Below are 16404 nucleotides of genomic sequence, written 5' to 3'. Positions count from 1 at the left end.
CGAATCGCTAATCTGCCGCCATCCCGTTTCTGACCTTACCGAGAGTTCCCATGAAAAAAGTTCTGTTGCTCAATGGCGGCAAAAAATTCGCTCACTCCGATGGCCGCTACAACGCGACCTTGCACGAAGCCGCGCTGAGCGTGCTGGATCGCGGTGGCGTGGATATCAAAACCACCTTCATTGACGAGGGGTACGACATCGCGGAAGAAGTCGCCAAATTCCTCTGGGCCGACGTGATCATTTACCAGATGCCCGGTTGGTGGATGGGCGCGCCGTGGACCGTCAAGAAGTATGTCGACGAAGTCTTCACCGAAGGCCATGGCAGCCTCTACGCCAGCGATGGCCGCACCCGTTCCGATGCTTCGCAGAAATACGGCAGCGGTGGCCTGATCCAGGGCAAGCAATACATGCTGTCGCTGACCTGGAACGCGCCGCAGCAAGCGTTCGACGACCCCACCGATTTCTTCGAAGCCAAAGGCGTGGACGCGGTGTACTTTCCTTTCCACAAGGCCAACCAGTTCCTCGGCATGACCGGCTTGCCGACATTCCTGTGCGTGGACGTGATGAAACGCCCGAATATCGAAGCCGATGTGGCGCGTTACGAGCAGCATTTGACTGAGGTGTTTGGCCTGTAGGAGCCAACGGTGCGGCGATCCGACTTGCCGGCGAAAGCGCTCTCAAGGAGGCTACCCTGTAGAAGCCAGGCTTGCCGGCGAAGACGTTCTTGAAGACGCTACCTTGTAGGAGCCAGGCTTGCCGGCGAAGACGTTCTCGAGGACGCTACCCTGTAGGAGCCAGGCTTGCCGGCGAAGACGTTCTCGAGGACGCTACCCTGTAGGAGCCAGGCTTGCCGGCGAAAGCGTTCTCGAGGACGTTATCCTGTAGGAGCCAGGCTTGCCGGCGAAAGCGTTCTTGAGGGTGTCTTCGCCGGCAAGCCTGGCTCCTACAAAAAACGGTTCAGTTCTTGAGGACGTCTTCGCCGGCAAGTCGGATCGCCGCACCGCTGGCTCCTACAAAAGTGGCTCAGTCAAACGGGGCGAAGTTATCGCTAAGGGAAACACGTGAAAGCCAGATCCGACGAGCTACAGATTTTCGTCTGCGTGATTGAGTGCGGCTCGATTTCCGCCGCTGCCGAGCAGGTCGGACAAACGCCCTCGGCGGTGAGTCGCACCTTGTCACGGCTGGAAGCCAAGCTCGATACAACATTGATCAACCGCACCACGCGGCGCATGGACCTGACCGAGGAGGGCAAGTATTTCTTCGAGCAGGCCAAGCGGATTCTCGATCAGATGGACGAACTTGAAGAGCGTCTGTCCTCCCGCCAGCAAACACCGTCCGGGCGTTTGCGCATCAATGCCGCCTCACCGTTCATGCTGCACGCCATCGTGCCCTACGTTGATGAGTTTCGCCGGCTCTACCCGCAGATCCAGCTCGAACTCAACAGCAATGACCTGATCATCGACTTGATCGAGCAAAGCACCGACATCGCCATCCGTATTGGCGTACTCACCGACTCGACCCTGCATGCCAGGTCGCTGGGGTGCAGCCCGTTGCACATCGTCGCAAGCCCCGAATACCTGGAAAAACACGGCACGCCGCAGGCGGTCGCCGATCTGAAGGAACACACCTTGCTGGGCTTCACCCAGAACGAAGGCCTCAACCAGTGGCCATTGCGCCATGTCCATGGCGATCGCTGGGCGATCCAGGCATCGATCAGTGCCTCCAGCGGCGAGACCCTCCGTCATCTGGCGCTCGAAGGCCAGGGCATCGCCAGCCTGTCGCATTACATGACCATCGAGGACATTCGTGCCGGGCGTTTGAAGGTGGTGCTGGCGCAGTTCAACAGCGGCTATCGCCAGCCGATCAATGCGGTGTACTACCGCAACTCGCAATTGGCCCTGCGCATCCAGTGCTTTCTGGACTTCATCCAGGGCAAATTGGCGGTTTATGCATCCGATGAGTTCAACATCGATTCCTGATTGACTCATCGCGAGCAGGCTCGCACACATTTGATCTGCGTTGCACACAGACTTCCATTGTGGGAGCGAGCCTGCTCGCGATGGCGCCTTCAAAGTCCAACAAACTGGTCGTGCAACCGCCGATTCCGTACCATTCGCACACTCTTTCCTGCTATTCCCTGTGTGCGATCCCCCATGAAAGCAAAACATCTGCGTGCCGATGCCCTGGCCGGTCTCACCACGTCCTTTGCCCTTTTGCCCGAATGCATCGCCTTCGCGCTGGTGGCTCATCTCAATCCGCTGATGGGGTTGTATGGCGCGTTCATCATTTGCACCCTGACCGCGTTGTTCGGTGGGCGGCCGGGCATGGTGTCCGGTGCCGCCGGGTCGATGGCCGTGGTGATCGTTGCCCTGGTGGTGCAGCACGGTGTGCAGTACCTGCTGGCCACGGTGCTGCTCAGTGGCCTGGTCATGCTGGCGTTCGGGTTATTGCGCCTGGGCAAGCTGGTACGCATGGTGCCGCATCCGGTCATGCTCGGTTTCGTCAACGGCCTGGCGATTGTCATTGCCCTGGCGCAATTGGAGCACTTCAAGAGCGGCGGGGCCTGGCTGAGCGGCACACCGCTTTACATGATGCTCGGCCTGGTGGTGGCGACCATGGCCATCGTCTATGTGCTGCCGCGCCTGACCCGCGCGGTGCCGCCGGCGCTGGTGGCGATTCTGAGTGTGGGCCTGGCGGTCTATCTGCTCGGCTTGCCGACCCGTACCCTCGGCGACATGGCGCACATCGCCGGCAGCTTGCCGACGCTGGCCTTGCCGGATATTCCGTGGAACCTGGAGACCCTGCGCATCGTCGCCCCGTACGGGATCCTGATGGCCATGGTCGGCTTGCTGGAAACCCTGCTGACCCTGAACCTGACTGACGAAGTCACCGAGAGCCGTGGCTACCCGGACCGCGAATGCGTGGCGCTGGGGGGCGCCAATATCGTCTCCGGTCTGTTTGGCGGCATGGGCGGTTGCGCGATGATCGGCCAGACGGTGATCAACCTGAGTTCGGGCGGACGAGGCCGCTTGTCCGGGGTGGTGGCAGGCGTGGCGATTGTGCTGTTCATTCTGTTCCTGTCGCCGCTGATCGAGCGCATTCCGTTGGCGGCGCTGGTGGGGGTGATGTTCGTGGTCTCGCAACAGACCTTCGCCTGGGCCTCGCTGCGGGTCCTCAACAAGGTGCCGTTCAACGACGTGCTGGTGATCATTGCCGTGACCGTGATTACCGTGTTCACCGACCTGGCGACCGCCGTGCTTTGCGGCATCATTATCGCGGCGCTGAATTTCGCCTGGCAGCAGGCGCGACAGCTGTACGCCGACAGCCACCTGGAAAGCGATGGCAGCAAGTTGTACCGCGTACACGGTACGTTGTTCTTCGCCTCGACCACGCCGTTCCTCAATCAATTCGACCCGGCCAATGACCCGGCACTGGTGACGCTCGATTGCCGTCACCTGAGTTTCGTCGACTACTCGGCCACCGCCGCACTGGATACGTTGCGTGAGCGCTACACCAGGGCGGGCAAACGGCTGCGGGTGCTGGGGCTGTCCGAGCGCTGCAAGAAACTGCTCAAGCGTGCCCGGGTGCAGCACGACTGACGGGATCGCTCCCACGCTCCGCGCTCGGCGTTGAAGGGACGCGGAGCGTCCCGGGCTGCGTTCCCACGCAGAGCGTGGGAACGATCAACCACCATAGAGTTTTGGCGTGTCGTGCATTTGTGGGAGCTGGCTTGCCAGCGATGACGGCTTGTCAGCCAATCTGACTTTGTTGGATGTACGCCAACCCTGTGGGAGCGAGCCTGCTCGCGAAGGCGGCCTTGAGTCATGCGGCGCCTTTGAAAACGCCTTCGCCGGCAAGCCTGGCTCCTACAAGGTTGATCGTTTTCCCACGCAGAGCGTGGGAACGATCAGGGCGATCAGTGGTGAAAGTTCGCTACCCTGATTTTCATTAATCGCGACATGACATATCTGTAAGCGACAGGTCTTGCCTCTGTACGAAAATTACTTTCATCTCGTTTGATAGTTGCGCCTCGAAATGTTTTAAGAGTTTCACAAAACATTCGACGTGACCCTTTCGAGGAGTACCGCATGACGCTGTCTTCCGGCTATTGGCTGCTGGTCTATGCCGCCATCGCAATCATTGCACTGATCGTTCTGATCGCCCGTTACCGGCTCAATCCGTTCATTGTCATTACCCTGATTTCCATTGGCCTGGCGCTGGTGGCGGGCATGCCGCCTTCCGGTGTGGTCGGGGCCTACGAGGCCGGGGTGGGCAAGACGCTGGGGCATATCGCGCTGGTGGTGGCGCTGGGCACCATGCTCGGCAAGATGATGGCCGAGTCCGGTGGCGCCGAGCAGGTGGCACGGACGTTGATCGACCGTTTCGGCGAGAAAAACGCGCATTGGGCGATGGTCTGCATTGCCTTCCTGGTGGGGCTGCCGCTGTTCTTCGAAGTCGGTTTCGTGTTGCTGGTGCCGATCGCCTTTACCGTGGCGCGCCGGGTCGGCGTGTCGATCCTGATGGTTGGCTTGCCAATGGTCGCCGGGCTCTCGGTGGTGCATGCGCTGGTGCCGCCACACCCGGCGGCGATGCTCGCTGTGCAGGCCTATCAGGCTTCGGTGGGGCAGACCTTGCTCTACGCCATTGCCATCGGCATTCCCACGGCGATCATCGCCGGTCCCCTGTACGCCAAATTCATCGTGCCGCGCATTCAATTGCCGGAGGAAAACCCGCTGGAGTGCCAGTTCCTCGACCGTGAACCGCGCGACAGCCTGCCGGGGTTCGGCCTCACCATGGCGACGATTCTGCTGCCGGTGGTGCTGATGCTGATCGGCGGTTGGGCCAACCTGATCTCTACTCCCGGCAGCGGCCTCAACCAGTTTTTGTTATTCATCGGCAACTCGGTGGTGGCGCTGCTGCTGGCGACTTTGTTGAGTTTCTGGACCCTGGGACTTGCCCAGGGCTTCAACCGCGAATCGATCCTCAAGTTCACCAACGAATGCCTGGCACCGACCGCCAGCATCACCTTGCTGGTGGGTGCCGGCGGCGGTCTGAACCGGATTCTGGTGGACGCCGGAGTGACCGATCAGATCGTCGGTCTGGCCCACGCCTTCCACCTGTCGCCATTGTTGATGGGCTGGCTGTTCGCCGCGCTGATGCGCATCGCCACCGGGTCCGCCACCGTGGCCATGACCACCGCGTCGGGCGTGGTCGCACCGGTGGCCATCGCCATGGGCTATCCGCACCCGGAACTGTTGGTGCTGGCGACCGGTGCAGGCTCGGTGATCTTTTCCCACGTCAACGACGGCGGCTTCTGGTTGATCAAGGAATACTTCAACATGACCGTCACCCAGACCTTCAAGACCTGGACCGTGCTCGAGACATTGATCTCGCTGGTCGCCTTCGGTCTGACCGTCGGTCTTTCTTACCTGATTTAACCGGAGCCGCCCGCCATGGACATCCTCTACCAGATCCGCGCCCGTCAGGATTCCTTCAGTGCCGGTGAAGGACGTATCGCCCGACTGATGCTCGACGACGTGGGGTTTGCCGCGTCCGCCAGCCTCGACGATCTGGCCCAGCGGGCGGAAGTGAGCACGGCCACGCTGTCACGGTTTGCCCGCACGGTGGGTTGTCGCGACCTGCGGGACCTGCGCTTGCAACTGGCCCAGGCCAGTGGCGTCGGCAGCCGTTTTCTCGACCCGGCGGGCACGCCCGAGCAATCGGCGTTTTACGGGCAGATCGTGGGCGATATCGAGTCGACCCTGCGTCAGCACCTGTCCGCTTTCGATGAGTCGCGCTTCGCCGATGCAGTGAAACTGCTGGGCAAGGCGCGGATGATTCACGCCTTTGGCATGGGCGGCTGCTCGACTCTGTGCAGCGATGAACTGCAAGTGCGGCTGGTGCGGCTCGGTTACCCGATTGCGGTGTGCCATGACGCCGTGATGATGCGTATCACCGCCGCCAGCCTCAACGCCGAGCAGGTGGTCATTGTTTGCTCGTTGACCGGAATGACGCCGGAGCTGCTTGAGACCGTAGAGCTGGCGCGCAACTACGGCGCCCGGATTCTGGCCATCACCCGCGGCGAATCGCCGCTGGCGCAATTGGCCGATGTTGTGTTGCCGCTGCAAATCGCCGAAACCTCGTTCATTTACAAACCCACGGCGGCGCGCTACGGCATGTTGCTCGCCATCGATGTGCTTGCCACCGAGCTGGCGCTGGCCAATCCTCAAGACAATCAAGAACGCCTGCGGCGGATCAAGCTCGCCCTGGACGAATACCGCGGCGGCGACGATCACTTGCCGCTGGGAGACTGACATGAAGTACGACACGCTGATTCGCAACGCCCTGGTCATCGACGGCAGCAACAGCCCCGGTTACCCCGCCGATGTGGCCATTCTCGACGGTCGCATCGAGCGCATCGGCGACCTGGGCGATGCCTGCGCCAGCGAAGAAATCGACGCGGCAGGCAAGGTGCTGGCGCCGGGGTTCATCGACGTGCACACCCACGACGATACGGTGGTGATCCGCCAGCCGCAGATGTTGCCCAAGCTCAGTCAGGGCGTGACCACGGTGATCGTCGGCAACTGCGGCATCAGTGCCTCGCCGGTGAGCCTGCGCGGTGATCCGCCGGATCCGATGAACCTGCTAGGCAATGTCGCCGCGTTTGTGTACCCGACATTCAGCGACTACCGAACCGCTGTCGAGGCGGCGAACACCACGTTGAATGTGGCGGCCTTGGTCGGCCATACCGCATTGCGCAGCAACCATCTCGACGACCTGTTTCGCACGGCCACGCCCGATGAGATTGCCGCCATGCGCAAACAGTTGCGCGAGAGCCTGGATGCCGGGGCGCTAGGTTTGTCTACGGGCCTGGCCTACGCCAGTGCCTTCTCGGCCTCCACCGACGAAGTCATGCAACTGACAGAAGAGCTGACGGCTTTCGGCGCGGTTTACACCACGCATCTGCGCAGTGAATTCGAACCCGTGCTGGAGGCCATGGACGAGGCTTTCCAGATCGGCCGCCATGCGCAGTCCCCAGTGATCATTTCTCACCTCAAATGTGCGGGCGCCGGCAATTGGGGGCGCAGTCCGCAACTGTTGGCCTCCCTGGAGCAGGCTGCCAAAAGCCATCCGGTGGGCTGCGACTGCTACCCGTACGCGGCGAGTTCGTCGACCCTGGACCTCAAGCAAGTCACCGATGCCCATCGCATCACCATCACCTGGTCCACACCGCATCCACAAATGGGCGGTCGCGATCTGATGGACATTGCCGCCGAATGGAACCTGTCGCTGCACGAAGCAGCCCGCCAACTGCAACCAGCGGGTGCGGTGTATTACGGGATGGACGAAGCCGACGTCAGGAGAATCCTTGCGCACCCGCTGTCGATGGTGGGCTCCGACGGTTTGCCCGAAGATCCGTTTCCTCATCCGCGCCTGTGGGGCGCATTCCCGCGGGTGCTCGGGCATTTCAGCCGTGATGTCGGCTTGTTTCCGCTACACACCGCCGTTCACAAGATGACCGGGCTGTCCGCGGCCCGATTCGGCTTGAAGGCACGGGGCGAAATCCGCGAGGGCCATTGGGCGGACCTGGTGTTGTTCGACCCGGCGACCATCCGCGACGTGGCGGACTTCAATGATCCGCAACGGGCGGCCGAGGGCATCGAAGGCGTGTGGGTCAATGGCGTGTTGAGTTATCGCGATTGCCAGGCAAACGGGCGCCGGGAAGGGCGGTTTCTGGCGCGGGAAGGCGACTTGCGCGAGGGTTTCAACTGAAGATTCGAGCAGTGCGTCACAGTGATGGCACATTGAGATTAAAGAATGCTATCACCGGGCCGATTTGTTGGTACAGCCCGGCTACACTCCGGGTTCTTTCTGTCTGGGAGCAACTTGATGAGCTTCGGCAAAACCACTCCGATCCTGCGGATCTTCGATGAAACCAAGGCCGTTGAGTTTTACGTCGACTTCCTGGGCTTCAAGATCGACTGGCAGCACCGCTTCGAAGACAACTTCCCGCTGTACCTGCAAGTCTCTCGTGGTGAGTGCGTTTTGCATCTGTCCGAACATCATGGCGACGCGACACCGGGTTCGGCGTTGCGCATCGAGACCGATGAACTGGAAGCCTTCCAGCAGCAGTTGCTGGCCCGGGAATACGGCTTCGCCCGCCCACAGATCCAGGCCATGCCATGGGGCAGCCAGGACATGACCGTGACCGATCCGTTTGGTAATCGGTTGGTGTTTACCAACGCCATCTGCGTCTGAGCTTTAGATCGCAATCGCGGGCAAGCCCGCTCCCACAAGGTTCAAGTTGAAACACAGATTGTGTGAACACCGAGAATCCCTGTGGGAGCTGGCTTGCCAGCGAAAGGGGCCTTACTGATGCTGAATCAATCCTTTTTAGAAAGGCATCAAGACAGTTGCTCCCACAGGGTTGCGCGTAGCCTGTAGGAGCGAGGCTTGCCCGCGAATGGATCTTTCATTCAACGATGACTGAACGTCATACCCGGAAGTGGCTCACCATCGTCTGCAACTGATTGCCCAAACGCGCCAATTCAACGCTGGATGCTGCGGTTTCGTCGCTGGCGGCGGCGGTCTGTTCGGACACATCGCGCACATTGATGATGCTGCGGCTGATTTCTTCGGCCACGGCGCTTTGCTGTTCGGCAGCGGCAGCGATCTGCTGGTTCATCGACTGGATGTTGGACACCGTGCGGGTGATGCTTTCCAGTGAGGCGCCGGCCTTGCGGGTCAGGGCCACGCTGCTGTCGGTCAGGCTGCGGCTGTTGTTCATCACGGCCGCCACTTGCTGTGTACCGTTTTGCAGACCGGCCACCAGGCCTTCGATCTCTTCGGTTGATTTCTGCGTGCGCTGGGCCAGGCCACGGACTTCGTCGGCCACCACGGCAAAACCCCGCCCGGCTTCACCGGCGCGAGCCGCTTCGATCGCCGCGTTGAGTGCCAGCAGGTTGGTCTGTTCGGCCACGGCCTTGATCACGTCCATGACGCTGCCGATCTTGTCGCTTTCCTGCTGCAACACACCCATGGCTTCGGTGGAACGTACCACCTCGCTGGCCAGGCGCTCGATCTGCGCGATGGCTTCGCCGACCACCTTGTCACCTTCGCGGGCTTCACCATCGGCCGCCGCGGCGGCTTGCGAGGCTTGCTCGGCGTTGCGGGCGACTTCCTGCACGGTGGCCGTCATCTCGTGCATGGCGGTGGCGACCTGATCGGTTTCCACCTTCTGGCTGTTGACCCCGGCGCTGGTTTGCTCGGTCACGGCCGACAGCTCTTCGGCAGCGCTGGCGATCTGGGTAACGCCGTCACGGATACCGCTGATCAAGTCGCGCAGCGTCGCGCCCATGCGCACGATGCCTTGCTGCAACACGCCCAGCTCATCGCGGCGCGTCACCTGAATGTTGTGCGACAGGTCGCCACTGGCGATGAGGTCAACCACAGCCAGGGTTTCACGCAACGGACGGGTGATCTGGCGTGTGATGACCACCGCGGCAATGATGCCCACCAGCAACGCCAGCAGCGTGCTGACCAGTTGCAGGGTTCGGGCGCTGGCGCTTTCGGCGTCACGGCGATCGAGCTGGATCTGATACAACGCATCGCTCTGGCTGACGATGGCGGCGCCCTGGTCAGTCATTTCCTTGCGCGCCTGCACCACATCGTTATTGGCGGCTTTGTAGGCCTGCAATGCACTGCGATAAGCGTCCAGCGCGGTTTCCAGCTGGCGCAGGGCATCGGGATGCACGTCGGCGAAATGGGCATTGAGGGATTTGACGCTGGCGATGGCGGCGTCCAGTTGGGCGACGGCTTTTTGCTCGGTCTCGGCGTTGGTGGTGGCGGTGTAGCCGCGCACTTCATAACGTGCCAGCAGGAAGGCTTCCCTGGCCGCAGTGATGGCCTGGAACTGCTCGAAGCGCTGCTCGCTCGGCGGCAGTTGTTGCACGCGGGTGTTGATGTCGTTGATCAGCGTGTTGGCGGTCTGTGCATTGGCCGTCATGACGTCGCGCGCACTGTTGCCGGCGCGGTAGGCCCCGCGCATTTTGTTCAGGGACGTCTTGTAGGCATCGATGACGGCGCCCTGTTCCCTGAGCAGCTTGAGGTTTTCCGGGCTCTTGAATTTGACCAGCAAGGCTTGCTGCTGAGCCGAGAACGCTTCAAGGGACGACTGCACGTTCTGGGCCGTGGCTTCGTCGCCGTTGGTCAGCATGTATTGCAGGCGCACTACACGCAGCTTGGTCAGGCCGGCATTGAGCTGGGTGATGTCGCTCATCCAGTTACTGCGGTCGATCAAGCTGCCGAGGCTGCTCCAGCCGGTCAGCGCCAGGACACAGGTCAGCGCCAGGACCAGGCCGAATCCCAGGCCCAGTTTCAGGTTCACGCTGATATTGCCGAACCATCTGTTCATCAAAATTCCTCCAGGAACGTGTTGCGTCGTGTTCGTCGATAGGCTGGAAGATTGTTGTTTTTGGCGCCAGCAAGGTGTGTAGAAGGCCTGTATCGGCCGCAAACACGAGAGCTGAAAGGATTTTGTTGAAACGAATCCACTTGAATGTGTTTCGGCTCTTGTCGAAACGACGGCAGGCAAATTCTTAAGCTTTTTTTCACAATCGTTTCACTAACTGCCCACGCCTGCCTCTTTACCCTCGTCGGATTAAATGAAGTGTCGCGTGCCGGCGAGGCGGCTTGATGTGGATCTGAGACTGAGTCTGTTCGGCATAAACCGCTCGATCAATCTGAGCCGTTATGCCCGTCATCACAAAAAGGCGCTGCTGCTGGTCTCGGCGTTGCTGGTGGTTCCTCTGGCGTTTTTTGCGCTGCGACCTGCGGCCGTGCCGGACCTGGCCCATGGCAACGTTGCCGGCGCGCGGGCGTTGAAGGCCGGTTGGGACAAGGGCGACATGATTGTGCTGGTGCGCCATGTCGAGCGCTGCGATCACTCCAGCGCCCCTTGCCTGGTCGGTGACGATGGCATTACCGATCGTTCGCGCAGTGTCGCGGTGGCGGTGGGTGCGCAATTCGAACAGATGGGCCTGGGCAAGGCCGACATCTACAACAGCCCCATGCTGCGAACTGCGCAGACGGCCGGGTTCATGTTCAACAAGGTCAGTGCCGGTGACGAGTGGCTGATCAACTGCAAGGGCACCATGTTGCGTGATGCCCTGTCGCACAAGGTTGCCGGGCGCAACCTGATCCTGGTGACCCACAGCGAATGCATGGATCAACTGGAAAAGGACCTCAATTTGTCGACTTCGACCCTGGGTTACGGTGCTTCGCTGTTCATCACGGCCGAACCGCAGCAGAAACCGCGCATGCTGGGCTTCATCGAAGCGTCCGATTGGCGTACCGTGACGACGAAATGAATTCACCTTCCAACTCGGCAAACAACATGCAGACGGCTTCCCCCTCGCGCTTTTACTGGCTGAACTTCGGTATTCCTCTGGCCTGTGCGGCCATCGTGTTCCTGATGTTCGACCTGACCCAGATCGACATCGCCTTCAACAACCTGTTTTTCGACCCGGTGACGCAGAGCTTCCCGCTGGACCAATCGCACCTGTTCGAAAAAATTACCCATAAATGGGCGCGGATCATTCCCAACTGGACTGCGGAGATTGCGCTGATAGGCGCCATTGCGTCGTTTATCTGGCCACGCCTGAACCCGCAAAAGCATTCGAAGATCATCGCGTTCCTGGAAAAAATCAAAGTCGCGCCGGTATTGCGATTTGCCGCCAAACACCGCCGGGACTTCCTCTTTGTGGTGTTCGCGTTCTCCATCACCACCGGCATGATCCACTACCTCAAGAGCCACACCAGTGTGTATTGCCCGATCGAGACCACCCAGTACGGTGGCAAGATCGAGCACAAGGAGTGGTACAAGAATTTCGACCTGCTCAATGACGCCGGTGAAGGTCGCTGCTGGCCGGGCGGCCATGCTTCCGGTGGTTTCACCATGCTGGCGCTGTACTTCGTGGCGCGGCGTTATCGCTGGCGCTATTCCAAGGCGCTGATGTACGGATCGCTGGCGCTTGGCTTCATCTACGGCACCACGCGGGTACTGCAGGGCTGGCACTACATGTCCCACACCTTCTGGGCCGGGATCGTGGTGTGGCTGACGTGTCTGCTGACGGCGCTGGCGTTCTACGGACGGGCGCGGCTAGACAAGCCGGTGCTGGGCAAGGATGAGGTGCCCGGGTTTGAGAATGAGCCCCAGGTAGCCGGTTGATATAGGTTTTTGAATATCGAAACCCGTAACTCGAGTAAGAGTTACGGGTTTTTTTTGCCTGTAGGAGCGAGGCTTGCCCGCGAAGACGGCCTGGTGTCGTGCGACAACCTGAAGCGCCTTCGCCGGCAAGCCTGGCTCCTACGGGTCGACGTTATCCAGCGCCCGATTCACCGCCAGTTCGGCCAGCATGACGATTTGTGCGATGGCCAGCGCGGTGTTGCGTTGCGGGCCGTCCAGGAACGTGGCGAAGTCGTTGAGCAGGACGTTGGCTGAGGCCAGTGACTCGCTGGCGTTGGCGAGTAGGGTTTCGGTGCCGATGCCGGGGAGGACCGTGAACAGGGTTGGCAGTTGGTAGGGCTTGGTTTCGCTGGGGGGATCAGGGATCAACTTATCCAAGGCAACTCTCCTTTGCGGTGGATACCTCCTCTCGCCGTTTCTCACGCGACATAAGGAGGCAGCTATGTGCGAGGTGAGAAACCGGTCATAGCCACCCGGCCAGACATAAGTCTGCCCGCACACAGCCGCCATTACGCATTTACCGACAGCGAATAAGCTGGCGGCAATTATGCGGATGCAGGCACTGAATGACTATTACTTGCCGGGTTCTCACACCCGATCACTGATTTTTTCAGTGACAACCCAAGACTAGGGAGCCAGTTTCCGAGCGACAACCTGAAAGTCCCGTGGGACCTTTCCTCAGGTTTTCATCGGGCGTAGGAAAGGTCGCAGGACCTCGCCCTCACTGCCCGACAAAGTAGTAATCCTGTTTGCCAACCTGCATTTTCCTCAGCACATGCAACGGTGGCGCCGGCTCGGTTTCGGCAGTCATCAGCGCGACGTGATGGGTCGAACTTCCCAGATACTCATGCAGCTGTGCCTCGGTCTCCAGTTGCTTGAGCAGGCTGTGGGTGTAGAACACGATGGCGCCATCGACCCGTTCGTTGCTCTGGTACAGGGCCACCTGTTGCCCGTCGGCTTGCAGGGACTGAACCTGTTCGGTCAGCGGCAGGAAGGACAGTTTGCGGTCGGCGTGGGGCATCAACCATTGCGCCGTCGCCAGGTAGCTGCCGACCGCCAGGGCCAGCGCAGCAATGACCCATTCACGACGATTTCGGGCCACACGTCCCCAAAGGGTCGAAGCGGTATCCTGGTTTTTCAGTCGTTCATACAAGACGTGTGCGTACTCGGCCGCGATCACGGCCGCCGCGGGCGTGATCGACATCAGGTACACGGTGCGCTTGCTTGAGGCCAGCGTCAGCAACACGAATTGCGCCAGTATCCACAGGCTGAAGAACAGCAGGTAACGATTGGCCGCCAGGCTTTTGCGAAAGTGCCACAGGCCCAGGTACACCAGAATGTTCCAGGGCAGAAACGCCTGGGGCAGTTTGGCCAGGTAGTAATAAAACGGCTCGTGGTGCCCGGCCTCGACGAATGAACCGCTGAAGCGTCCGACACTGTTGGTCAGCAGTATTTGTGTTACCGCCTCCAGGCCATCGCGCCGATACAGCAACGCCAGCCAGATCATCAACGGCACCAGGCCCGCCACAGTCAGCAGGGCAGGTCGCAGCCAGCGAGAAAGCTCCAGGCGCTTATCCATCAGGCTCTCGGCCAGCAGGAACGAGAAGATCACCACGCCCGGCATCGCCAGCCCCAACACGCCCTTGCTCAAGGTGGCGATGGCAATGCCCAGAATAAACAGCATGCCGTTGCCGACCGAGGCTTGCCGGTGACCGTGGAAAAAGGCCAGCAGCGCCATGCTGACGCCCAAAGCGAGCAGCGCGTCTTCCCCTACGCTGCGCACATTGATCCAGTAACTGGCCATGGTTGCCAGCAAGAGGGCGGCGGTCCAGGCGATGGTTTTTGGCCGGCCCAGGCGGCGCAGCATCGTGTACAGCAACATCACGCTGAACAGTCCCGCAAAGGCCGAGGCCAGGCGTACTGCCCATGGCGTGCTGCCGAAGGCACGGATTGCACCGGCATCGAGCCACAGGCTCAGGGGTGGTTTTTCCAGAAAGGGTTGGCCGAACAGGCGAGGGGTCACCCAGTCATTGTCCAGGTGCATTTCCATGGCAATGCCCGCGACCCGGGCTTCGGCGGAGCCCTGTAACTGGTGATTACCCAGGGCGAAAAAGAACAGCAGTGCAGCAAGCAGAAACAGTGAAGTGGCGGAGCGCGACATGGTGTGCGAGACCGAAGGAGTAGCGGAAACTCAAGGCTACTCGGGCAAAACTTAACAAAGCGTGAACGAGATGTGATCCCTGTGTGAGCTGCCGCGACCCGCGACGCAGTGGGGTTTCGCGGACCCTACTGACCAGCGCTGTCGGCACAGGATCCTGCCAGCGCCCGGGCGCCTGACGAGTCATTGTCCCAAGTGAATGAGCCTGTGCATGACGAGCAATCTGCAGGCAAAAAAAAGCCCGCGGGAGGGCGGGCAAACCGTAGTTTCTTGAATGAGCGAGGGAAATGTACAGGTTACTTCGCCAGGGTGTAGTGAAGAAAAGTTCATGTCGGGGGCGACCTGCGGCGCCCCTGTGATGGATGCGGTGTGCCTAAGGCGTATAGTCCGCGGCAAAATCCGCTTCGGACCGCGCATGCAGACGGCCCTTGCGGCAGGCCTGCTGGAAGCGTTCGAAGTCGCGTTCGTTTTGCCTGGCATAGGCCTTGGCATACTTGTAGAGCGCTTCGGCCAGCGCATCGCTCTTGCCGATGTAGCCACTGATCAGTGCGGCACACCCTGATGACTTGGCGTGAGCGTTGGCCAGCGCGCGACCGCAGACTCCGCCATAGGCGGTGAAGGTGTCGGCGTCGAAGGTTTCGATTTCGGCAGAGACTTTCATGTCCCGTAGTTGCCGTACATAAAAGTGCCGACCATTGGGGCCGGTGCCCCAACCGAGAAACAAGTCGCTGGCCGATTGCATCAGGCGCTGGCCCTCGACCACGCGTTGGCCCTCATGCTTGATCCGCGACTTGGCCTTGAAGTAGCTGGCGACCACCGAGCGGCGCGCTTCCTTGTATTGCAGAAACAGCGGGAAGCCTTGCTCGTCGGTCAGCAAGGCCACCAGGCAGCGGGTGCCGACGCTGCCGACGCCTACCACTTTGAAGGCCAGGTCCTGCACGCGAAAACGCGACAACAGTTCGCGGCGATCGGCCTGCAACGTCGAGCGGTATTCACGCATGAATTTGTCCAGATGCGTTTGCCAATCGGGAAGACGCAGCCAGTCATCATCGGCGTCCAGCAGCGTGGTGCTGCCGTGCAAATGAAAAATTTCCGGCAAGTCGTCGCGTATGACCAGGCGACCCTGGGCGTCACGCTCGCTGATTTTGGGCAGCAGCTCGGCGTGGGTGCGCCGTTCGGCTTTTTCGATGGCGCGCTCCACATGTTCGAGTGCGTTTTTACGCGCCTGCTCGCGCAGATCGTCGTAGGTAATGGATTCGTACCAGGTGTGCAGCGTGCTTTGTTCGGCACACTCCAGCATGGTCTGCTGGTAGGCGCGCACCACTTCATGGCAGACCGCTTCTTCCACCGAGTTGCCGTGGCGCAGGTCATGGGTCGCCACGACAAAACTCGCCACCAGGCGCTTGAGGTCCCACTCCCAGGGGCCTGGGTAGGTTTCGTCAAAATCGTTGACGCTGAACAGCAGGTTGCGTTCCGGCGTGGCAAAACCGCCAAAGTTCATCAGATGGCAGTCGCCGCAGATCGGCGATACCAGCCCCATGTTCGGCGAGTTCGCCAGGTCGTGTGCCTGCAACAGGGCATTGCCGCGGTAGAAGGTGAACGGCGACACCAGCATGCGCCCATAGCGCAACTCGACCAGTGACTTGACCCGCCCCTCGCTGGACGCCTTGATCAGAGGAACTGGATCGCGATTGACCTTGCCCGTGGATGCGTGGTCACCGCGAGAGCATTTCTTGCGTGCGTCTCTGCCTTGTTTGAAGCGATCTTTGAGGGTCGTCATGGATGGCTCGTTCGGCGAGTGGTGATGGGTGTTTACCGAATGAGTGTAGAAGGTGAGCGGACGTATTTCCGGGGCGGTTCATGTCCATGGGAGGTGTAAATGGGAAAGGCGCTCAGCCGACGGACGAACGCTGTAAAGCGCCGGCAGGTCCTTTGCCGATCCGGCCAGTGGCTATACTCATTGGGTTATGACAATCGCTTTCGACACTCCGGGAGAGCC

General features: G+C 60.6%; 13 protein-coding genes and 1 pseudogene. 9 read left to right on the top strand and 5 right to left on the bottom strand.

The window, feature by feature from the left end; genetic code table 11:
• Positions 1–50 precede the first annotated feature (50 nt).
• The 7 genes from ACQKP2_RS17880 to ACQKP2_RS17850 all read left to right on the top strand — a co-directional run bounded on the left by ACQKP2_RS17880 (position 51) and on the right by ACQKP2_RS17850 (position 8259).
• Complete coding sequence (locus tag ACQKP2_RS17880) at positions 51–635, top strand: NAD(P)H-dependent oxidoreductase (protein WP_427578282.1); 585 nt, start codon at positions 51–53, stop codon at positions 633–635.
• A 426-nt stretch (positions 636–1061) separates the two neighbouring features.
• Entirely contained in the window at positions 1062–1979 is a 918-nt protein-coding gene (locus ACQKP2_RS17875) for a LysR family transcriptional regulator (protein WP_427578280.1), read from the top strand.
• Positions 1980–2153: 174 nt separating this feature from the next.
• The gene (locus tag ACQKP2_RS17870; protein ID WP_427578278.1) at positions 2154–3599 is read left to right on the top strand and encodes a SulP family inorganic anion transporter; all 1446 of its coding nucleotides are present in this window, start codon (positions 2154–2156) and stop codon (positions 3597–3599) included.
• 489 nt (positions 3600–4088) lie between these two features.
• On the top strand, positions 4089–5438 hold the full coding sequence (locus ACQKP2_RS17865; RefSeq protein ID WP_427578276.1) for a gluconate:H+ symporter: 1350 nt from the start codon (positions 4089–4091) through the stop codon (positions 5436–5438).
• A gap of 15 nt (positions 5439–5453) precedes the next feature.
• Complete coding sequence (locus ACQKP2_RS17860) at positions 5454–6314, top strand: MurR/RpiR family transcriptional regulator (RefSeq protein ID WP_427578275.1); 861 nt, start codon at positions 5454–5456, stop codon at positions 6312–6314.
• 1 nt (position 6315) lies between these two features.
• The gene (locus ACQKP2_RS17855) at positions 6316–7773 is read left to right on the top strand and encodes an N-acyl-D-amino-acid deacylase family protein (protein WP_427578273.1); all 1458 of its coding nucleotides are present in this window, start codon (positions 6316–6318) and stop codon (positions 7771–7773) included.
• Between the two features lie 117 nt (positions 7774–7890).
• Positions 7891–8259: a glyoxalase superfamily protein gene (locus ACQKP2_RS17850; RefSeq protein WP_427578271.1), complete on the top strand. Its 369-nt coding sequence runs from the start codon at positions 7891–7893 to the stop codon at positions 8257–8259.
• A gap of 235 nt (positions 8260–8494) precedes the next feature.
• On the opposite strand, the gene ACQKP2_RS17845 is transcribed toward ACQKP2_RS17850, so the two are convergent.
• Positions 8495–9199 (bottom strand): methyl-accepting chemotaxis protein, encoded by a 705-nt coding sequence (locus ACQKP2_RS17845; protein WP_427578302.1) that lies wholly within the window; start codon positions 9197–9199, stop codon positions 8495–8497.
• 198 nt (positions 9200–9397) lie between these two features.
• Positions 9398–10279 (bottom strand): annotated as a pseudogene (locus tag ACQKP2_RS17840) (methyl-accepting chemotaxis protein); the annotation flags it as partial.
• Between the two features lie 418 nt (positions 10280–10697).
• Between ACQKP2_RS17840 and ACQKP2_RS17835 the strand changes: the two are divergent.
• Complete coding sequence (locus ACQKP2_RS17835) at positions 10698–11369, top strand: histidine phosphatase family protein (RefSeq protein WP_427578270.1); 672 nt, start codon at positions 10698–10700, stop codon at positions 11367–11369.
• A gap of 26 nt (positions 11370–11395) precedes the next feature.
• Positions 11396–12229, top strand: a complete 834-nt coding sequence (locus tag ACQKP2_RS17830; RefSeq protein ID WP_427578301.1) for a phosphatase PAP2 family protein — start codon at positions 11396–11398, stop codon at positions 12227–12229.
• 138 nt (positions 12230–12367) lie between these two features.
• Here the strand turns inward: ACQKP2_RS17830 and ACQKP2_RS17825 are convergent, their stop codons facing one another.
• The 3 genes from ACQKP2_RS17825 to ACQKP2_RS17815 all read right to left on the bottom strand — a co-directional run bounded on the left by ACQKP2_RS17825 (position 12368) and on the right by ACQKP2_RS17815 (position 16185).
• Positions 12368–12625, bottom strand: coding sequence for a DUF6124 family protein (locus tag ACQKP2_RS17825; RefSeq protein ID WP_427578268.1), 258 nt, complete (start codon positions 12623–12625; stop codon positions 12368–12370).
• Between the two features lie 343 nt (positions 12626–12968).
• Positions 12969–14408: an ArnT family glycosyltransferase gene (locus ACQKP2_RS17820; RefSeq protein ID WP_427578266.1), complete on the bottom strand. Its 1440-nt coding sequence runs from the start codon at positions 14406–14408 to the stop codon at positions 12969–12971.
• A gap of 370 nt (positions 14409–14778) precedes the next feature.
• Positions 14779–16185, bottom strand: coding sequence for a DUF2252 domain-containing protein (locus tag ACQKP2_RS17815; protein WP_427578264.1), 1407 nt, complete (start codon positions 16183–16185; stop codon positions 14779–14781).
• Between the last annotated feature and the right edge of the window lie 219 nt (positions 16186–16404).

Origin of the sequence: Pseudomonas sp. NPDC089569 (assembly GCF_050280625.1) — a bacterium.
GTDB lineage: Bacteria > Pseudomonadota > Gammaproteobacteria > Pseudomonadales > Pseudomonadaceae > Aquipseudomonas.
This window is presented reverse-complemented; position numbering and strand designations above follow the sequence as displayed.